General features: G+C 66.6%; 19 protein-coding genes. 15 read left to right on the forward strand and 4 right to left on the reverse strand.

Annotated elements, in window-relative coordinates; all coding sequences use genetic code 11:
- Positions 1 to 47 precede the first annotated feature (47 nt).
- Both FJQ54_RS09675 and ligA read left to right on the forward strand, forming a co-directional pair.
- Complete coding sequence (locus tag FJQ54_RS09675) at positions 48 to 2,192, forward strand: ComEC/Rec2 family competence protein (RefSeq protein ID WP_140928209.1); 2,145 nt, start codon at positions 48 to 50, stop codon at positions 2,190 to 2,192.
- Positions 2,168 to 4,291, forward strand: coding sequence for an NAD-dependent DNA ligase LigA (gene ligA, locus FJQ54_RS09680; protein WP_140928210.1), 2,124 nt, complete (start codon positions 2,168 to 2,170; stop codon positions 4,289 to 4,291). The genes FJQ54_RS09675 and ligA overlap by 25 nt, the downstream gene beginning before the upstream one ends.
- Before the next feature lie 52 nt (positions 4,292 to 4,343).
- On the opposite strand, the gene FJQ54_RS09685 is transcribed toward ligA, so the two are convergent.
- From FJQ54_RS09685 to pnuC, 4 genes are all read right to left on the reverse strand, one after another.
- The gene (locus FJQ54_RS09685) at positions 4,344 to 4,649 is read right to left on the reverse strand and encodes a GIY-YIG nuclease family protein (protein ID WP_140928211.1); all 306 of its coding nucleotides are present in this window, start codon (positions 4,647 to 4,649) and stop codon (positions 4,344 to 4,346) included.
- Positions 4,650 to 4,804: 155 nt separating this feature from the next.
- Positions 4,805 to 5,767, reverse strand: a complete 963-nt coding sequence (locus tag FJQ54_RS09690; RefSeq protein ID WP_181160079.1) for a 50S ribosomal protein L11 methyltransferase — start codon at positions 5,765 to 5,767, stop codon at positions 4,805 to 4,807.
- A complete protein-coding gene (locus FJQ54_RS09695) occupies positions 5,764 to 6,285 on the reverse strand; it encodes an AAA family ATPase (RefSeq protein WP_181160080.1) in 522 nt (173 codons plus the stop codon). Before FJQ54_RS09695 ends, FJQ54_RS09690 begins: the two co-directional genes overlap by 4 nt.
- A complete protein-coding gene (gene pnuC, locus FJQ54_RS09700) occupies positions 6,285 to 6,851 on the reverse strand; it encodes a nicotinamide riboside transporter PnuC (protein ID WP_181160081.1) in 567 nt (188 codons plus the stop codon). The genes FJQ54_RS09695 and pnuC overlap by 1 nt, the downstream gene beginning before the upstream one ends.
- A 118-nt stretch (positions 6,852 to 6,969) precedes the next feature.
- On the opposite strand from pnuC, the gene FJQ54_RS09705 reads away from it, so the two are divergent.
- The 13 genes from FJQ54_RS09705 (at position 6,970) to mdh (ending at position 18,402) form a co-directional block, all read left to right on the forward strand.
- The gene (locus tag FJQ54_RS09705) at positions 6,970 to 7,977 is read left to right on the forward strand and encodes a phosphotransferase family protein (protein ID WP_181160082.1); all 1,008 of its coding nucleotides are present in this window, start codon (positions 6,970 to 6,972) and stop codon (positions 7,975 to 7,977) included.
- A gap of 1 nt (position 7,978) precedes the next feature.
- Complete coding sequence (locus FJQ54_RS09710; protein WP_140928216.1) at positions 7,979 to 8,317, forward strand: DUF6285 domain-containing protein; 339 nt, start codon at positions 7,979 to 7,981, stop codon at positions 8,315 to 8,317.
- 156 nt (positions 8,318 to 8,473) lie between these two features.
- Entirely contained in the window at positions 8,474 to 8,869 is a 396-nt protein-coding gene (gene sdhC / locus FJQ54_RS09715; protein WP_140928217.1) for a succinate dehydrogenase, cytochrome b556 subunit, read from the forward strand.
- Positions 8,869 to 9,261 (forward strand): succinate dehydrogenase, hydrophobic membrane anchor protein, encoded by a 393-nt coding sequence (sdhD, locus tag FJQ54_RS09720; RefSeq protein WP_140928218.1) that lies wholly within the window; start codon positions 8,869 to 8,871, stop codon positions 9,259 to 9,261. Before sdhC ends, sdhD begins: the two co-directional genes overlap by 1 nt.
- A 2-nt stretch (positions 9,262 to 9,263) precedes the next feature.
- On the forward strand, positions 9,264 to 11,066 hold the full coding sequence (gene sdhA / locus FJQ54_RS09725; RefSeq protein WP_140928219.1) for a succinate dehydrogenase flavoprotein subunit: 1,803 nt from the start codon (positions 9,264 to 9,266) through the stop codon (positions 11,064 to 11,066).
- A 7-nt stretch (positions 11,067 to 11,073) separates the two neighbouring features.
- Positions 11,074 to 11,859, forward strand: a complete 786-nt coding sequence (locus FJQ54_RS09730) for a succinate dehydrogenase iron-sulfur subunit (RefSeq protein ID WP_140928220.1) — start codon at positions 11,074 to 11,076, stop codon at positions 11,857 to 11,859.
- A 231-nt stretch (positions 11,860 to 12,090) separates the two neighbouring features.
- Entirely contained in the window at positions 12,091 to 12,897 is an 807-nt protein-coding gene (locus tag FJQ54_RS09735) for an SPOR domain-containing protein (RefSeq protein ID WP_140928221.1), read from the forward strand.
- 33 nt (positions 12,898 to 12,930) lie between these two features.
- Positions 12,931 to 13,371 (forward strand): PaaI family thioesterase, encoded by a 441-nt coding sequence (locus tag FJQ54_RS09740; protein ID WP_140928222.1) that lies wholly within the window; start codon positions 12,931 to 12,933, stop codon positions 13,369 to 13,371.
- A complete protein-coding gene (zapE, locus tag FJQ54_RS09745; RefSeq protein ID WP_140928223.1) occupies positions 13,368 to 14,486 on the forward strand; it encodes a cell division protein ZapE in 1,119 nt (372 codons plus the stop codon). The genes FJQ54_RS09740 and zapE overlap by 4 nt, the downstream gene beginning before the upstream one ends.
- Before the next feature lie 212 nt (positions 14,487 to 14,698).
- On the forward strand, positions 14,699 to 15,070 hold the full coding sequence (locus tag FJQ54_RS09750; protein WP_140928224.1) for an HlyD family secretion protein: 372 nt from the start codon (positions 14,699 to 14,701) through the stop codon (positions 15,068 to 15,070).
- Complete coding sequence (locus tag FJQ54_RS09755; protein ID WP_181160083.1) at positions 15,018 to 15,740, forward strand: HlyD family secretion protein; 723 nt, start codon at positions 15,018 to 15,020, stop codon at positions 15,738 to 15,740. Before FJQ54_RS09750 ends, FJQ54_RS09755 begins: the two co-directional genes overlap by 53 nt.
- Positions 15,737 to 17,344, forward strand: a complete 1,608-nt coding sequence (locus FJQ54_RS09760) for a DHA2 family efflux MFS transporter permease subunit (RefSeq protein ID WP_140928226.1) — start codon at positions 15,737 to 15,739, stop codon at positions 17,342 to 17,344. The genes FJQ54_RS09755 and FJQ54_RS09760 overlap by 4 nt, the downstream gene beginning before the upstream one ends.
- A 95-nt stretch (positions 17,345 to 17,439) precedes the next feature.
- Positions 17,440 to 18,402 carry a malate dehydrogenase gene (gene mdh, locus FJQ54_RS09765; protein WP_140928227.1) on the forward strand — a complete coding sequence of 321 codons (963 nt, stop codon included), beginning with the start codon at positions 17,440 to 17,442 and terminating at the stop codon, positions 18,400 to 18,402.
- Positions 18,403 to 18,404: the final 2 nt, after the last annotated feature.

The following is an 18,404-nucleotide window of genomic DNA, read 5'->3' on the forward strand; positions in this document are numbered from 1 at the left end:
ATTGAGGCCCCCGGGGTCGGCGGAGGCGAAGGGGCTGAAGTCGGCGCGTGGCTAGCACCATCGACGCATATGGGCAAAAGGCGATTGGGGTGCCCCATGGCCTGACGCAGCGCGTGGCGGAATTTGTGAGCGCGCAACAACGCCAGCTGATCCTGTTCGCGCCGGTGGCGCTGGCAGGCGGAATCGGCCTGTGGTTCGCGCTGCCTTTCAATGGTCAGCGGCAGGCGGCGCTGATCGCGGGTCTTGCGCTGGCGCTGCTGGGGCTGGCGGCCTCTGGCTTTGCACGGCGGCTGATCGTGGTGCTGGGGCTGCTGCTGGCGCTGGGGGTTGGCGCGGCGGAATTCCGCAGCGCCCAAGTTGCCGCACCCCGGCTGCACCACCGGCTGACGCCCTTTGATACCAGCGGCACTGTGCTGGCGGTGCGGCCGCAGCAGGGCGGCGCGCGCCAATCCATCCTGCTGCTGCGCGACGCCACTGCGGTGGACCCGGCCGTGACGGTGCGGCTGTCGCTGCACACGCCGCCGCCGGGCTGGCTGCGCCCCGGCGCGCGAATCGCCGGGCTGGCCAGCCTTGGCCCGCCGCCCGCGCCTGCCGTGCCGGGCGGCTATGATCCGGGCCGCCGCGCGTGGTTCGAGGGCGTGTCTGCCACCGGGCGGTTCTTCGGCGATATCCGCCTGCTGGCCCCCGCGCCGGGCGGGCCGCCGCCGCTGGCCGCCATCCGGGCGCGGGGCAGCGCGGCGACGATGCAGGCGCTGGGCGGGGACGCAGGCGCGATCGCGGTGGCGCTGATCTACGGCGAGCAGGGGCATATCCGCCCCGATCTGCTGGAGGCGATGCGCACGGCGGGGCTGGCGCATATCCTGACGGTGTCGGGCTTCCACATCGCCGTGGTGGTGGGGGGCGTGCTGCTGCTGTTGCGCCGCCTGCTGGCGCTGTGGCCATGGCTGGCGCTGCGCTTTTCCGTCACCCGGATCGCGGCGGTGGGGGCTGGCGTGGCGGGCACGCTGTACATGCTGCTCTCCGGTGCGGACCTGCCTGCGGTGCGGGCGACGATTGCCGCCTGGGTGGTGCTGGGGGCGCTGATGCTGGGGCGCGATCCGTTGTCTTTGCGGCTGATCGGCTTCGCGGCGCTGCTGATCCTGCTGGCCCGGCCGGAGGCGCTGCTGAACCCCAGTTTCCAGCTGAGTTTCGCCGCCGTCACGGCGCTGGCGGCGTTGGCGGCGTCTGAACTGGGCGCGCAGCTGCGGGCGCACCGCGAGGACGGGCCGCTGCGGCGGCTGGGTCGCCATGTCGCCGCGCTGGTGATGACGGGGCTGGTGGTGGAACTGGCGCTGACGCCCATCGTGCTCGCCCATTTCGGCCGCGCGGGGGTTTATGGGCTGTTCGCCAATTTGCTGGCCATTCCGCTGACGGGGCTGATCATCATGCCGCTGCTGGGGTTGTGGCTGGCGCTGTCCCTGATCGGGCTTGGCCCGCTGGTTGCGCCGCCGCTACGCTGGTCCCTGAACGCGCTGGCGGGCATCGGCGAGACGGTGGCGGGGTGGCCCGGCGCATCGGTGCAACTGGCCGCCATGCCGATGCCCGCGCTGCTGGTGATGCTGGCTGGCGGGCTGCTGATCGCGCTGCTGACGGGGCGGGCGCGCTGGCTGGGGCTGCAGCTGGTGCTGGCGGGGGCGCTGGCGGCGTTGCTGGCTCCGCGCCCGAACCTGTTCATCAGCGCGGATGGGCGGCAGGTCGCGGTGGTCGCCGATGGGCGGTTGCATACGCTGCGCGGGCATCGCGACGGCTTCCTCATCCACAGCTGGTCCGAACAGGCGGCTGCCGCGCCCACGGCCCGGCTGTCCGATCTGCCCGGCGCGCGTTGTGCGGAGTTTGGCTGCGAAGTGGCGCTGCCGGGCCTCAGGCTGCTGGCACTGACGGATGATCTGCCCGCGGACATCAGCCGCCGCTGCGCGCGCGCCGATCTGGTGACGGCCCCGCTGGTGCTGCACAGCCCCTGCGCGCCGCGCGGGCGCAAGCTGGACAAGGCGGCGCTGCGGCTGGAAGGCGCGGTTGCGATCCGCACGGTGACGGGCCGGTTCGACAGCGTGGCGAGGCGTGCGGGCGATCAGCCTTGGTCCCCTTCGGCCCTTCCCGGCCTCCGCCCGCGCCTGCTAGGGGGCATGGAATGGACGGGCGTGATCTCGGAATGACGGAAAGCGGCGCGGCCGACAGGCTCGCCGAATTGGCAGCGCTGATCGCGGAGCATAGCCGCCTTTATTATCAGGATGATGCGCCGCATATCTCAGACGCGGATTTCGATGCGCTGGTGGAAGAAAATAAGGCGCTGGAGGCGCGATTCCCGCAACTGGTGCGCGCCGATTCGCCCAGCCGCCGGGTGGGGGCGCCGGTCGCCTCCGGCTTCGGCAAGGTGCGGCACGCCCGGCCGATGCTCAGCCTCGACAATGGTTTTTCGGAAAGTGACGCGCTGGAGTTCGAAGCGCGGGTGAAGCGCTTCCTGAACTGGCCCGAGGGGGAGGCGCTGATCTTCACCTCCGAAGCCAAGATCGACGGGCTTTCGCTGAACCTGCGCTATGAAGGCCGCCGCCTCGTCACAGCCTCCACGCGCGGCGATGGCGCGGAGGGTGAGGATGTGACCGCCAACGCGCGGACGGTGGGCGTGATCCCGCAAATACTGCCCGATGACGCGCCGGATGTGGTGGAGGTGCGCGGCGAAGTTTACATGACATGGGCGGCGTTTCAGGCGCTGAACGCCGCGCAAGAGGCAGCGGGGGGCAAGATCTTCGCCAACCCGCGCAACGCGGCGGCCGGTTCGCTGCGGCAGATCGATTCCGGCGTCACCGAGTCGCGCACGCTGGCTTTTTATGCCCATGGCTGGGGCGAATTGTCCGCTCCGGTAGGGGAGACGCAGTTTGATTGCATGAAGCGTTTCGAAAGCTGGGGTTTCCCGGTTTCCGATACGCTGCGCCGCTGCAACGGCATGGCGGAGGTGCTGGAAAGCTATCGCGCGCTGCAACAGGCGCGGCCCACGCTGGGCTATGATATCGACGGGCTGGTCTCCAAGGTGGACAGCCTCGCGTTGCAGGATCGGCTGGGGCAGGTGGCGCGCCACCCCCGCTGGGCGCTGGCGCACAAATTCCCCGCCGAACGCGCGCTGACGGAGCTGTTGGCGATCGACATTCAGGTGGGGCGCACGGGCGCGCTGACGCCGGTCGCGCGGCTGAAGCCGGTGAATGTGGGCGGCGTCGTCGTCACCAACGCCACGCTGCACAATGAGGACGAGATTCGCCGCAAGGGTGTGCGCGTGGGCGACACGGTGGAACTGCAACGCGCAGGCGACGTGATCCCGCAGATACTGGGCTGGACGGGCGACGAAACCGCCCATGCTGCGCGCGCCGAATATGTCTTCCCCGATCATTGCCCCCAATGCGGCAGCCTCGCCGTGCGCGAGGACGGGGAGGTCGTGCGCCGCTGCACCGGGGGGCTGATTTGCCCGGCGCAGCGCTATGAACGGCTGCGCCACTTCGTCTCCCGCCGCGCCGTCGATATCGACGGGCTGGGCGGCAAAAGCCTTGAGGAATTCATCGCGCTCGGCTGGATCGCCAACCCGGCCGACATCTTCCGCCTGCACCTTCACGCCGACGAGCTGAAGGGCCGCGAAGGCTGGAAGGAGCGGAGCGTTCAGAACCTGATCGACAGCATCGAGGCGCGGCGTGGCGTGGGGCTGGACCGGCTGCTGTTCGGGCTGGGTATTCGCCATGTGGGCGAAGTGACGGCGCGCGATCTGGCGCGCAGCTACAATGTCTGGCCGAATATCGAGGCGCTGCTGGAGAGGCTGGTGGCGCACGCCCCCGAACCGGCGCTGGGCGAAACAGAGGAAAAGTATTGGAAGCGCGTGGCGGCAGGCCGCGCCGAACTGGTGGGGGTGGGCGGGGTCGGCCCCGAAGTCGCCTCGGCCCTCGCCGATTTCTGGCGCGAGCCGCACAACCGCGATCTGGTGCACGATCTGCTGCGCGAAGTCAGCCCGGCGGAGGTGCGGCTGGAAACCCGCGAAAGCCCGGTTTCCGGCAAGACAATGGTGTTCACCGGCACCCTGCAAAGCATGGGCCGGGATGAAGCCAAAGCAAAGGCGGAAGCACTGGGCGCGAAAGTGGCGGGCAGCGTCAGCGCGAAAACCGACATCGTGGTGGCGGGCGCGGATGCGGGATCGAAACGGGCAAAAGCGGAGGCGTTGGGCGTGCAGGTGATTTCGGAAGGTGAGTGGCTGGGGATTCTGGCCTCCGGTAGTTAACCCCACAACGTCACCCCGGGCTTGACCCGGGGTCCAGCTTTTCTTCTCAGCCTCACCGCATAGCCAGTTCCTCATACAGATCACGCCAATCCGGGTTCGCTGCCTCGATCAGCTCGAACTTCCACGCCCGCTGCCAGCGCTTGATCCGCTTTTCCTGCGCGATACAGGCCCGCATATCCGGCCCCCGTTCCGCCCACACGAGCCGGTTCAGCCCGTAACGAATACAGAAATCCGAGCCTTCCCCATTGCGATGCTGAAGAACCCGCGCGGCGAGATGCGACGTCACGCCGACATAGATCGTGCCGTGATAGCGGTTGGCCATGATGTAGACCCAGCCGCCGTGTTGCTCGCGATCCATAGGGCGGAGGGTGAAAGACAGCTGGACCCCGGGTCAAGCCCGGGGTGACGAAAAGAGGAGTTTCCACGGTTACGATTATAGCGCGGCAGTTCCTCAATCCGTCACCCCGGGCTTGACCCGGGGTCCAGCTTCTCTGTGCAACCGGCCGGAAGTCGCTACAAGCTGTCGATCTGCCACCCGCGCCCCGCTGTTTCCCGCCTTGCGCCGCGCAGCGCGGCGCGGCGATTTGCAGGCGCGTCCTTGCGGAACAGCAGCACTGGCCATTCGCGGCGCGGGGAGCGGTTGATCAGGGTCAGCCCTTGCGCGTGGTAGGCGGCGATCACCTTCCCGGCCTGCGGTTGCAGCAGCCCGGCGAGGATCAGATGCCCGCCGCGCGCCACCACGGCGGAGACGGACGGGGCCAGCGCCACCAGCGGGCCGGCCAATATGTTGGCGAACACCAGATCATAGGGCGCGCGGCCCGCGATCAGCGGATGCTCTACGCCGGGGGCTGCCAGCAGGCTGATCGCGCCCGCGCCGCGCCCCAGCGGCACACCGTTCAGCCGGGCGTTTTCCACCGCCACTTTCGCGGCCACCGGGTCCAGATCGGCCGCCGTCAGCCGGGCTTTCGGGAACAGCTTGCGCGCGGCGAAGGCGAGCAGGCCCGAGCCGGTGCCCACGTCCAGCACATTGCGTTTGCTGCCTTGCTTCGCCAGCCCGGCCGCCATGGCGATGCAGCCCGCCGTGGTGGCGTGCTGGCCGGTGCCAAACGCCAGCCCCGCGTCGATGCGGATTGGCCATTGCCCCGGCTTCTGCCCGCCCTGCGCTTCTCCGGTGTGCACATGGAAGCGGCCGATATCCACCGGCTCCAGCCCGGCTTGCGACAGCGTGACCCAATCCTCATCCGGCAACAGGGAGACGCTCGGCGCGGCCGCCGATGACGGGGCGAGCGCCGCGAAGGCCGCCAGCAGGTCCGCGCCCGGCTCCTCCTCGTGATACAGCCGCAGTTCCCAACCGTCCGCCGTTTCGGCAGCGGCAAGGCTGGGCATCGGCTCTGCGCCGGGGAAGGGATCGTCCAGCAGCGCGGCCATGTCCGCCTCGGCACGCGAACAGGGCAGGGTGGCGAGCCAGCTGCTCATGCCTGCACCCGCAGCGCGGCTTCGATGGCGGCTTCGGCTGCCGCCTTGCGCCCGGCCCATGTGCCGGAAATCACTTGCGGTTCGATCCCGCGCGCCTTGAATTCCGCCAGCACCAGTTCATGGAAGCGCTGCCGCTGCGTGTCCTGCCCGAACATGCGCACCGGGTCTGCGACGAAGGGCACATCGGGCAGCAGCAGCAGGTGCAGGTCTGCCCGGCTGGCGCGGCTCGCAAGGATGGGGTCGCGCGCGCCGAACAACATGCTGGCCCACACCGTGGTCATCACGATGTCGGTATCCTCGATCAACACCGGCGGGTTGGCGGCGGCGGCCTGATCGGCGGCGATCTCATGCCCCTCGGCGATGGCGTAATGATCTTCCAGCGTGAGGTCGCGGCGCAGCCGTTCCGTGTAGGTGCGGCCGAATTCCGGCACCAGCAGCCCGCGATATTGCTTCGCCAGCATCGCCGCGAGGGTGGATTTCCCCACCGATTCCACCCCAGACAAGACCACCCGCAGCATCAAACCTGTTCCCGTTCCACCCGGCGCCATTCCCGCCAGCCATAGAGGGCGACCGCCAGCAGCACCGCATAGACGGCGCTGGTGAACCACAGCCCCTGAGAGGCATACAGCCCCACGGACACAAGGTTCACGAGGCACCACAGCACCCAGGTCTCCACCCGGCGGCGGGCCTGCCAGAACTGCGCGGAGAGCGCCAGCGCCGTGTTCAGGCTGTCTGCAAAGGGAACGGCGGCATCCGTCGTCAGGTGCAGCAGCAGCCCCACCAGCAGCGCGATCTTCAGCGTGCCGCCCAGCGTGAGCCATTTTTCCAGCCTGCTCATCCGCAGCACCGGCACTTCGCCGGTTGCCGCCATGGAGCGCCGCCAGTTGATCAGTCCATACAGATTCAGCGCCAAAAACAGGAATTGCAGGCCGAAGGCGGCATAAAGATGCGCCCGCCAGAACACGACCGCATAGAGGCTGACGGCGGCAATCCCGAAGGCATAGTTCCACATGGAGCGGCGCGCGACGAGCCACACATTGGCCAGCAGCAATGCAGAGGCGACCGCCTCGATCTGCCAGTTCACTGCCTGCGGCTCCCCGCAATGGCAGGTTGTCGAACCGGCACGCCGCCCCCAAGGCTCGGCGCGGGACATAGGGAAAGGTGCGGCATGGCGGGTTATCGGTGGCGGCAAAGGGGATGGCGTGTCAATCGAGGTCTGCACCATGCTTGATCCGATGCGCGACGGGAAGGCGGCGTTGCAGGCGCTGATCGAGCGCGGGCTGGCGGAATCCGTGACGGTGGGAGATGTCGCGCAATTGACCGGCGGAGCCTCCAGCGCGACCTACCGGGTGGAGATCGAGGATGGCAGCGGCCCGCGCCTGCTGATCTTCCAGCGCACCGCCGGAGACATGAATGACAGCGCGCCGCGCAGCGTGCAGGCCGATGTGCAGGCCCGCGCCGGGGCGCTGGGCGTGCCGGTGGCGCGAGTGATCGCGAAAACCCTGCCGTCCGATGATCTGGGCGACGGCGTGGTGACGGAACTGGTGGAAGGCGAAGGGCTCGCGCCGCGCTGGCTGCGCGGGGAGGGCTATACGGCTGCGCGCGCGGCGCTGACGGGCCAGTGCGCAGAGGCGCTGGCGCGGCTGCATTCGGCCCCCGTCAGCCATTGGGCTGACCTGCCGCTGAAGGGTGGTTCCGGCGCGGAGCTGCTGGCAGACATGTTCGGCTGGTATCGGCGGCTGGGGGTGGATGTGCCCGCCTTCGATCTGGCCTTCGCATGGCTGAAGCCGCGCATGCCGCAGACGCCCGCCAGCTGCCTAGTCCATGGAGACTTCCGCTCCGGCAACATCCTTGTCGGGCCTGAGGGGCTGACGGCGGTGCTGGACTGGGAGCTGACGCATCTCTCTGTGCCGGCCGAGGATCTGGCGTGGCTGTGCGTGCAGGCCTGGCGCTTCGGGCAATGGCAGCTGCCGGTGGGCGGCTTCGGCACCCGCGCGGCGTTGCTGGAGGCCTATGGCGGCGGCGTGACGGCAGGCGAACTGCACATCTGGGAAGTCTATGGCAATCTGAAATGGGGCATGAGCTGCCTGCAACTGGCCGACGATCATGTCTCTGGCCGGGTGCCATCTGTGGAGCGCGCCGCCATCGGCCGGCGGGTGAGCGAAGTCGCAGCCGATCTCACCTATCTTCTGACTTTCGGGGAGCTTTGAGATGAGCCATCCAAGCGCGATCCAGCTGATCGAGGCCGTGCAAATCTTTCTGAAAGAGGCGGAAGCCGAACTGGACGGGCGGCTGGGCTTCCATGCGCGGGTGGCGGGAAACGCGCTCGCCATCGTGGCGCGCGAACTGGCGCAGCAGCCCGACGCGGCAGAGGCAGCGGCGCTGGCCCCGCTGGGCGGCGCGTCGGCCTTGTGCGAGGCGCTGAGGGCCGGGCAGCTCAGCCCGGATGACCCTGCGGTGCTGGGGCCGGTTCGGGCTGCCGTGCTGGCGCGGCTGGCGGTGGACAATCCACGCTATGCCACCTTTGCAAGGCTGCGGGATCGGGGTTAAAAAGTTGCGAATGCGTCGCAACAGCAGCCATGCGCCTGTGGCATGGCTGCCACGTTCACTTCGCAGGTGGTGCGACCATCGTCTCGACTGTTGCAACCGGGCAAAAACCGCCGCAATGCAGCCTGCGATAAGGGGATAGAAGGAAATAATCGCGCCATGGCTTCCAGCCGACCGCTGTCGCCGCACCTCTCCGTCTGGAAATGGCGGGTGCATGCGATCACTTCGATTACGCACCGGATCACCGGGAACGGCCTCGCCTTTGTGGGCCTTGCGCTGTTCGCATGGTGGCTGGCCGCCGCCGCGACCTCCAAAGAGGCGTATGAGACGTTCCTGTCCGTCGCGACCAGCCCGTTCGGCTGGCTGGTGTGGGTGGGGCTCAGCTGGTTCTTCTTCCAGCACCTGCTCTCGGGCATCCGCCACCTGCTGATGGACACCGGCTGGGGCTATGAGCTGGGCGTGGCCAAAGCCAGCGCCACTTGGACGTTCGTCGGCTCCGTGCTGCTCACCGCCCTGTTCTGGGGTGCGGTATTGTTCGGGCGGGGGGCTTTCTGATGGCCACGAAATTCCAGAGCGCCTCCGGGCTGAAGCAGGTGCGCGGCCTTGGCAGCGCTAAATCCGGCGTCCACCACTGGTGGCTGCAACGCGTGACGGCAGTGGGCACCTTCGCGCTGGCCCTGTGGTTCATCGCCTCGCTGATCCTGTTGCCTTCGCTGGATCATGGCAGCGTGGTCGCGTGGATCGGCCAGCCGCTGGTGGCGGTGCCGCTGCTGCTGTTGACGGTGTCCGTCTTCTGGCATGCGCGCCTCGGCAGCCAGGTGCTGATCGAGGATTATGTCCATTCCGAAGGGCTGAAGCTGCTGGCAGTGGTGGCCTTGAACTTCTTCAATCTGGGCGTGGGCGCGATCGCCGTCTTCTCCATCGCCCGCATCGCCTTCGGAGCCTGACCGTGTCGGAAGCTTACAAGATCATTGATCATACCTATGATACCGTCGTTGTCGGCGCGGGCGGCTCGGGCCTGCGCGCCACCATGGGCTCTGCCGAAGCAGGGCTGAAAACGGCCTGCATCACCAAGGTGTTCCCCACCCGCAGCCACACGGTGGCAGCGCAAGGCGGGATCGCCGCCAGCCTTGGCAACAACACGCCGGACCACTGGACCTGGCACATGTACGACACCGTGAAGGGGTCTGACTGGCTGGGCGATCAGGACGCCATCGAATATATGGTGCGCGAGGCTCCGGCTGCCGTTTACGAGCTGGAACATGCCGGTGTGCCGTTCAGCCGCAACCAGAACGGCACCATCTATCAGCGCCCGTTCGGCGGCCATATGCAGAATATGGGTGCCGGCCCGCCGGTGCAGCGCACCTGCGCCGCGGCAGACCGCACCGGCCACGCCATGCTGCACGCGCTCTATCAGCAGAGCCTGAAGTATGACGCGGATTTCTACATCGAATATTTCGCCATCGACCTCATCATGGAAAATGGGGCCTGCCGTGGCGTGATCGCCATCTGCATGGCGGATGGCTCCATCCACCGCTTCCGCAGCCATGCGGTCGTGCTGGCGACCGGCGGTTATGGCCGCGCCTATTTCTCCGCCACCTCGGCCCATACCTGCACCGGCGACGGCGGCGGCATGGTGCTGCGCGCGGGGCTGCCGTTGCAAGACCTTGAGTTTGTGCAGTTCCACCCCACCGGCATCTATGGTGCGGGCGTGCTGATCACCGAAGGCGCGCGCGGGGAGGGGGGCTATCTCACCAACTCCGAAGGGGAGCGCTTCATGGAGCGCTATGCCCCGTCCGCGAAGGATCTCGCCAGCCGCGACGTGGTGTCGCGCTCGATGGCGATGGAAATGCGCGAAGGCCGGGGTGTCGGCCCCAACAAGGACCATATCTTCCTGCACCTCGATCATATCGATCCCAAGGTGCTGCATGAACGGCTGCCGGGCATCACCGAAAGCGGCAAGATTTTCGCGGGCGTGGACCTCACGCGCGAACCGCTGCCGGTTACGCCCACGGTGCATTACAACATGGGCGGAATTCCCTGCAATTATCATGGGCAGGTCGTCACCAAGGTGGGCGATGACCCCGAAGTGGTGGTGCCGGGCCTGTTCGCGGTGGGCGAAGCGGCCTGCGTGTCGGTGCATGGCGCGAACCGGCTGGGGTCCAACTCGCTGATCGATCTGGTTGTGTTCGGGCGGGCGACTGGCCTGTTCCTGAAGGACAATCTGAAGCCCAACGCCGCCCACAAGGCGCTGCCGGCGGATTCGGCTGATCTGGCGCTGTCGCGGCTGGATCATTACCGCAACGCCAAGGGCGGTTCGCCCACGGCCGAGGTGCGGCTGCAGATGCAGCACACCATGCAGAAGCACGCCGCCGTGTTCCGCGACAGCGAACTGCTGTCCGAAGGCGTGCAACAGATGGCGCAGGTGAACAAGCGGATGCAGGACATCAGCGTTCAGGACCGCTCGCTGATCTGGAACAGCGACCTCATTGAGACGCTGGAGCTGGACAATCTGATGTCGCAGGCCGTGTGCACCATGGTGAGCGCGGAAAACCGCAAGGAAAGCCGCGGCGCGCATGCGCATGAGGATTATCCGAACCGCGACGACGAGAACTGGATGAAGCACACGATCAGCTGGTTCGAAGGCTGGGGCGGCAAGGGCGGCAAGGTGACGCTGGGTGACAGGCCGGTGCACACCTTCACGCTCACCGACGAAGCCGAATATATCAAGCCCAAAGCTCGGGTTTACTGAGGGTACTATGGCAGAGTTCCAACTTCCCGCGAACAGCAAGATTTCCGGCAAGGGCAAGGCTTACCCTGCGCCAGCCGGGGCGAAGCGCCCGCGCACCTTCAAAATCTATCGCTGGAGCCCGGACGACGGGCAGAACCCGCGTTACGACAGCTACACCATCGATCTCGCCGAGTGCGGGCCGATGATTCTGGACGCGCTGATCAAGATCAAGTCAGAGCTTGACCCGACGCTGACCTTCCGCCGCTCATGCCGGGAAGGCATTTGCGGCAGCTGCGCGATGAACATCGACGGCTCCAACACGCTCGCCTGCACCATGGCGATCGAGGATGTGAAGGGCGACATCACCATCACCCCGCTGCCGCACATGGAAGTGGTGAAGGATCTGGTGCCCGATCTCACGCATTTCTATGCGCAATATGCCAGCATCAAGCCGTGGCTGCAGACGGTCACGCCCGAACCGGCGCTGAAGGAGCGCATCCAGTCCCCTGAAGACCGGGAAAAGCTGGACGGCCTGTACGAGTGCATCCTGTGCGCCTGCTGCTCCACCTCCTGCCCAAGCTATTGGTGGAATTCCGACCGCTTCCTGGGCCCGGCGATCCTGCTGCAAGCCTATCGCTGGCTGGCGGACAGCCGCGACGAATATACCGGAGAACGGCTGGACGCGCTGGAAGACCCGTTCCGCCTGTATCGCTGCCACACGATCATGAACTGCGCGAACGTGTGCCCGAAGGGGTTGAACCCGGCGAAGTCGATCGCGGAGATCAAGAAGATGATGGTGGCGCGAGCCGTATGACGGCTGCGATTAGCGCGTAGCGCTAACTCGCAGACTCGTCATGGCTCGCGGCCGGCGGAATCGGCGATCTCTCTCGCCGATCCGTCCGACGGAGGCGGGCTATGCCCGCCTTTTTCTTCCTTTCCCTTCAAACCCCCAAAGCGGACTCGTCAGCTTGGCTGACGGCCGCGCCCAACGCTTGCCCCCACACCCCCACCCCGCCTAAACCACGCAAACCAAAGGGGGTCCCAAATGCGCCAACGCAATCTCACCGCGCTCACACTCACACTCGTGCTCGCCGCCTGTTCAACCCCCCGCGGCACGCCTACCCCCACCCCTGAACCTGCGCGCCCGGCCCCGGCCCCCGCACCTCTCTCCCCCATCCACCAGAATCTCGATCCGCTGGAAACGGTGTGGCACGTCCGCGCCGGGCTGAACGTGGCGGCGCTCAGTTGCGCGCAGCGGGTGGGGCCGGGGATCGTCACCGATTACAACGCCTTTCTGAAGGCGAAGAAGGATCTGCTGACACAGGCCTATAATGCGCTGTCAGACGAGTATCGCGCCAAGGGCGGCAATTGGCAGCGCGCGCTCGATACGGATATGACGAAGCTTTACAACCACTTCGCCTCGCCGGATGCGCAGGCGGGGTTCTGCGATGCGGCCGCCGTGGAAGTGAAGCGCGCCATCGCCGCCACGCCGGATGAGCGGCAGGCATGGGCGGAAACCACGCTCGCCACGCTGGACAAGCCCTTCACTGCCCCGCGCATGATGGCGGCGCGCGGCCTGCTGGCGATGCCGGTGGCGGAACCCGCCGTGCCGGCGGGCTGGCGCATCCAGCTGGGCGCGTTCGGCAGCCAGCAGGCGGCGGAAAAGGCGTGGACGAATGTGCAGTCGCGCAGCGCCGAACTGGGCGGCCTGACGCCGCATTTCGAACCGGTGCCCGGCAAGCCGCTGATCCGGTTGCAGGTGAAGGGCGTGAACAGCCGGGCAGAGGCGATCACGCTGTGCGCCCATGCGGCGGCTGCCAATTTCGACTGCATCCCCGTGAAAGAGGGGTAGCAAGCCGCCGCCCGCCTTTGCTAGGCGCAGGTCATGGCAGCGAAACTGGTGGAAGAAGGCCCGTGGAAGGGTTGGCATGCGTGGCATGCAAGGCCGGAAGGCCGCTTCGTGGACGGGCTTGGCAGCGTCTATTACCGCGACGAGCCGCCCGGCATTCTGTCCTGCATCGAAACTGGGCGGCAGCACAGCAACGCGCTGGGCTTTCTGCATGGCGGCTTCCTGATGGGCTTCATAGATGTGACGATGTTCGCCGCCATCCGTGAAAAGCTGGTGCAATCCGCTGCCGTCACGCTGCAATGCTCCACCGATTTCATGGGCGCGGGCACCATCGGCAAGCCGCTGGAAGGGCGCGGCCATGTGGTGAAGGAAACCGGCAAGCTGGTGTGGGTGGCAGGCACGCTGACGCAGGACGGCGGCGAAACGCTGCTCTGCCAGTGGCACGGGTTGCTGCGGAAGGTGCCCAGAAACAGGTGAACGCGGTTCGCAAAGCCTATGACGCGCTGGTCGCGGGTGGGGAACTGCGGCCCGATCCGGCGCAGGCGGCCGTTGCAGACCGGCTGGGCCGGCTGGCGGAGGAGTTGGCGCGCCCCCGCCCGAAACAGGGCCTGTTCGGCAAGCTGTTCGGTGGCGAGGCTCCGCCTGCGCCCAAGGGGCTTTACCTGTGGGGCGGGGTGGGGCGCGGCAAGTCCATGTTGATGGACCTGTTCTTCACCCATGCGAACGTGGAGCCGAAAACGCGGATTCACTTCCACCAGTTCATGCTGGAAACCCACGCCCGCATCTTCGCGCACCGGCAGAGCGACCCCGGCGACCCCATTCCGCCGGTCGCCAAAAGCTGGGCGGATGAGGCGCGGCTGCTCTGCTTCGACGAGCTTCAGGTGAACAATATCGCCGACGCGATGATCCTGTCCCGGCTGTTCACCACCTTGCTGGCCTCGGGCGTGACGGTGGTTGCGACTTCCAACCGGGTGCCTGCCGATCTGTACAAGGACGGCCTCAGCCGCGAGCTGTTCCTGCCCTTCATCGCGTTGATCGAGCAGCAGCTGGAGGTGATCCCGCTGGACGGCCCCACCGATTACCGGCTGCACCGCATGGGCGGCATGCCCACCTATTACACCCCCAACGGCCCCGAAGCGACAAAGGCGCTGTCAGAGCTGTTCTTCCGCCTGACCGACTTTCCCGTGGAGGATCGCAACAATGTGCCGTCCGCCGATCTGGGCCTTGGTGGCGGACGCATCCTGCATGTGCCCAAAAGCCTGAAGGGCGTCGCTGTCTTTTCCTTCAAGCGCCTCTGCGGGGAGGCGAGGGGGGCGGCTGATTATCTGGCCGTCGCGCGCGCCTATCACACCGTCATTCTGGTCGGCGTGCCGCGCCTGGGCCCGGAAAATCGCAATGAAGCCAGCCGCTTCGTCACGCTGATCGACGCGCTGTACGAATGGCGCTGCAAGCTGCTGATCGCCGCCGACGCCCCGCCGGAGGAGCTGTATATGGCAGGCGACGGCCGCTTCGAGTTCGACCGCACCGTGTCCCGGCTGATGGAGATGCAGTCCGCCGATTATCTGGCCGAAGGGCATGGCCTGAGAGTTTAGGCTCCTCGCGCATGGCTGCTGCGCAACCGCTGAGCGCATCTCACAATCACGGACAACTTGTCGACACCGCAGGTGCAGCATAAGGTCCGCGCCGATGTTTCGAGTCGCACTCAATAGCCAGTTTGCACCGGTATTCGGTGCGGGGTGGAATTGCGTCTCCAAGCCGTTTCACCAGCTTACCCGCGCCCCCCGCGACCGATAGGTTTTTGCCCATGAGCCGTATCCGTAACCATATTTTTCCGATCATTGTTGGCGTTCTGGCGCTGCTGGCGATCGGTTTCGGCCTCTGGTGGTATCTGGAAGGCCGTTTCTGGCAATCGACAGACAATGCCTATGTCGAAGCCGACATGGCGGTGATCGGCGCGAAGGTGACGGGCTATGTCGCCTCGGTGGACGTGAAGGACAATCAGCCGGTGAAGGCCGGGCAGCCGCTGGTGCATATCGTCGATGCCGACTATCGCGCCGCGCTCGCCAAGGCGGAGGCGCAGGTGGAGCAGCTGGCGCGCGCGTGGGGCAGCAGGCTCCCGCGCGGTGGCGCAGGCGGGCGCGATCAACGAGGCGGAGGCTTCCTTGCGGGCGGCTGAGGCGGATGCGCGACGGGCCGCAGCGGATGCGGCCCGGGCGGAAAATCTGCTGAAGCAGGGCTTCGCCACCCGTGCCACCGTCGATCAGCGCCGGGCGGATGCGGAATCGACGGCTGCGCTGGTGGCCGAACGCCGGGCCGGTGTGGCCGCCGCCCGCGCGGGGCGCGACGCTGCCAGCGCCGACACCGGCGGGGCAGGGGCGGCGCTGAAGGCCGCGATCGCCGCGCGCGATGCCGCCGCGCTCGATCTGGAAAACAGCGTGATCCGCGCGCCTTATGATGGCATCGTCGGCAACCGCACCGTCCGCACCGGCCAGTTCGCCCGGCAGGGGCAGCAGATGATGGTGGTGGTGCCGGTTCAGCAGGCCTATCTGGTCGCCAATTTCAAGGAAACGCAGATCGCGGGGATGAAACCGGGCATGCCGGTGGAAATCACGCTGGACGCCTGGCCGGATCAGCCGCTGAAGGGCCGGATCGACAGCCTGTCGCCTGCCTCCGGCTCGCGCTTTTCGGTGATCCCGCCCGAGAATGCGACGGGCAATTTCACCCGCATCGTGCAACGCGTGCCGGTGAAGATCGTGCTGGATCACCCGCTGCCGGAAGGGGTCCGGCTGACGCCGGGCATTTCGGCCAAGGTGGAAATCGATCTGCGCCGCCAGCCCGGCGAATGAGCGCAAACGCCCCAGCGGCTGACGCGCCGGCGGGCGGCCCGGCGGTGGTGGTGCCTGGCAAGCCCGACGCCGCCAGTTTCTTTGCCTTCGTGCTGATGGCGTTCGGCATGTTCATGGCGATTCTGGATATCCAGATCGTCGCCGCGTCTCTGGGGCAGATTCAGGCTGGCCTCGCGGCATCCGCAGACGAAATCGCCTGGGTGCAGACCAGCTACCTGATCGCCGAAGTGGTGATGATCCCGCTGTCGGGCTTCCTCTCCCGCGCGCTGGGAATCCGCGTGCTGTTCCTGATCTCCTGCGCGGGCTTCACCTTCGCCAGCCTGCTGTGCGCGATGGTGACGAGCATCGAGGGCATGATCGCCGCGCGCGCCTTTCAGGGCTTCATCGGCGGCGCGATGATCCCCACTGTCTATGCCGCGTCCTTCCTGATGTTCGGGCGGGAACGGCAAGCCAGGGTCACGGTTGCGATCAGCTTCGTCGTCACGCTGGCCCCCACCATCGGCCCGGCGCTGGGCGGCTGGCTGACGGGCTTCCTCAGCTGGCACTGGATTTTCCTGATCAACCTTGTGCCGGGCATTTTCATCACGCTGGGCGTCGCCCTGCTGGTGCGCATGCCCGACAGGCCCGATCACAGCCTGCTGAAGCGCGTGGATATCCCCGGCCTGATCGCGCTGTCGCTCGTGTGCGGCGGCATCGTTTTTATCCTTGAGGATGGCGCGCGCCGCCAGTGGTTCGAGGATGAGGCGATCCGCAACATGGCCGTCGTGGTGGTGCTGGCGGCCCTGCTGCTGTGGTGGCGCATCACCCATGCGGCAGAGCCGATCATCAGCGTGAAGCCCTTCACCAATTTCAACTTCGCCGCCGGGGCGTGGCTGGGGGCGATCTTTGGCATCGGCCTCTATGGCCTCGTCTATCTCTACCCGCTGTTCCTCGCCCGCATCGCCAACCTGTCCTCCGAACAGATTGGCACCACCGTGTTCGTGACAGGCATGTTCATGGCGCTGGGCGCGCCGCTGGGCGGGTTCCTCTCCACCCGGATCGATATCCGCGCGCTCGCCTTCATGGGTTTCATGCTGCTGGCCACCTCCACCTTCATGACGACGGATATCACCAACGAATGGCGCTTCTGGCAGCTGTTCTGGCCGCAGGCGCTGCGCGGCACGGGGATCATGTTCTGCATCGTCTCCGTCAGCGTGATGGCATTCGCCACCCTGCCGCAGCCGATGATCAAGGATTCCACCGGCCTGTTCACGCTGATGCGCAACATGGGCGGCGCGGCGGGTATCGCCATCATCAACACCATCCTGCAGGTGCGCACCAACTTCCATCAGGCGCGGCTGGCCGAATCGGCCAATCCCGGCCGCCCGGAAATCGCCGAGCGGATGGAGATGATTCAGGGCCTCGCCACCGCGCGCAACTTGCCCGACCCTGAGAATTACGCGTTGAGGCTGATGGCGCAACTGCTGCACCGCGAAGCCACCGTGATGGCGATTGCGGACGCATTCCTGATCCTGTCGATCATCTTCATGGTTTCCGCCTTCATCCCGCTGTTCCTGAAAAAGCCGGGAACCTTCGCGGATGCAGCACCGCCAGACGCACATTAGAAACAGGTTCAGACCAAAGCCCGGTTGACCATTGCGAAAGCCGGGGTCTATCGCGTGCCTCGCAATTGCAACACCTGTCCCCCAAGAGGATCACCATGGCACGCAGCAAGATCGCGCTTATCGGCGCTGGCAATATCGGCGGAACTCTGGCGCATCTCGCCGCCGCGAAAGAACTGGGCGATGTCGTCCTGTTCGACGTGGTGGAAGGCGTGCCGCAGGGCAAGGCGCTCGATCTGGCGCAATGCGGCCCGGTGGAGGGTTTCGACTCTGCCTTGAAGGGCACGAACGACTATGCCGACATCGCAGGCGCGAACGTGATCATCGTGACGGCCGGTGTCGCCCGCAAGCCGGGCATGAGCCGGGATGACCTGCTGGGTATCAACCTGAAGGTGATGAAGGCCGTGGGCGAAGGCATCAAGGCCAACGCGCCGGACGCCTTCGTGATCTGCATCACCAACCCGCTGGACGCGATGGTGTGGGCGCTGCGCGAATTCTCCGGCCTGCCGCACAACAAGGTGGTGGGCATGGCCGGCGTGCTGGATTCGGCCCGCTTCCGCCACTTCCTCGCTGACGAGTTCAAGGTCTCCGTGAAGGACGTGACGGCCTTTGTGCTGGGCGGCCATGGCGACACGATGGTGCCGGTGGTGGAATATTCCACCGTGGCGGGCATCCCGATCCCCGATCTCATCAAGATGGGCTGGTCCACGAAAGAGCGGATCGACGCCATCGTGGCGCGCACCCGCTCGGGCGGCGGCGAGATCGTTGGCCTGCTGAAGACGGGCAGCGCCTTCTACGCGCCCGCCACCAGCGGCATCGAGATGGCGGAAGCCTATCTGAAGGACAAGAAGCGCGTGCTGCCCTGCGCGGTGAACCTGTCCGGCGAATATGGCGTGTCCGATCTCTATGTCGGCGTGCCCTGCGTGATCGGCGCGGGCGGCGTGGAAAAGATCGTGGAAATCGAACTGACGGCGGAAGCCAAGGCCAACTTCCAGGTCTCGGTGGACGCAGTGAAAGAACTGCTGACGGCCTGCAAGGCCATCGACCCGACGCTGGCTTGAGG

The sequence above is a fragment of the Sandaracinobacter neustonicus genome (assembly GCF_006385875.1).
Lineage (GTDB): Bacteria > Pseudomonadota > Alphaproteobacteria > Sphingomonadales > Sphingomonadaceae > Sandaracinobacteroides > Sandaracinobacteroides neustonicus.

What these genes read in the sequence shown, in the direction of transcription:
- FJQ54_RS09695 (WP_181160080.1), bottom strand. Translation starts at nt 6,285, where the DNA reads ATGCTGCGGGTGGTCTTGTCTGGGGTGGAATCGGTGGGGAAATCCACC.
- sdhD (WP_140928218.1), top strand. Translation starts at nt 8,869, where the DNA reads ATGGCCACGAAATTCCAGAGCGCCTCCGGGCTGAAGCAGGTGCGCGGC.
- FJQ54_RS09690 (WP_181160079.1), bottom strand. Translation starts at nt 5,767, where the DNA reads ATGAGCAGCTGGCTCGCCACCCTGCCCTGTTCGCGTGCCGAGGCGGAC.
- FJQ54_RS09685 (WP_140928211.1), bottom strand. Translation starts at nt 4,649, where the DNA reads ATGGATCGCGAGCAACACGGCGGCTGGGTCTACATCATGGCCAACCGC.
- ligA (WP_140928210.1), top strand. Translation starts at nt 2,168, where the DNA reads ATGGACGGGCGTGATCTCGGAATGACGGAAAGCGGCGCGGCCGACAGG.
- FJQ54_RS09730 (WP_140928220.1), top strand. Translation starts at nt 11,074, where the DNA reads ATGGCAGAGTTCCAACTTCCCGCGAACAGCAAGATTTCCGGCAAGGGC.
- FJQ54_RS09735 (WP_140928221.1), top strand. Translation starts at nt 12,091, where the DNA reads ATGCGCCAACGCAATCTCACCGCGCTCACACTCACACTCGTGCTCGCC.
- FJQ54_RS09710 (WP_140928216.1), top strand. Translation starts at nt 7,979, where the DNA reads ATGAGCCATCCAAGCGCGATCCAGCTGATCGAGGCCGTGCAAATCTTT.
- FJQ54_RS09750 (WP_140928224.1), top strand. Translation starts at nt 14,699, where the DNA reads ATGAGCCGTATCCGTAACCATATTTTTCCGATCATTGTTGGCGTTCTG.
- FJQ54_RS09760 (WP_140928226.1), top strand. Translation starts at nt 15,737, where the DNA reads ATGAGCGCAAACGCCCCAGCGGCTGACGCGCCGGCGGGCGGCCCGGCG.
- FJQ54_RS09740 (WP_140928222.1), top strand. Translation starts at nt 12,931, where the DNA reads ATGGCAGCGAAACTGGTGGAAGAAGGCCCGTGGAAGGGTTGGCATGCG.
- sdhC (WP_140928217.1), top strand. Translation starts at nt 8,474, where the DNA reads ATGGCTTCCAGCCGACCGCTGTCGCCGCACCTCTCCGTCTGGAAATGG.
- mdh (WP_140928227.1), top strand. Translation starts at nt 17,440, where the DNA reads ATGGCACGCAGCAAGATCGCGCTTATCGGCGCTGGCAATATCGGCGGA.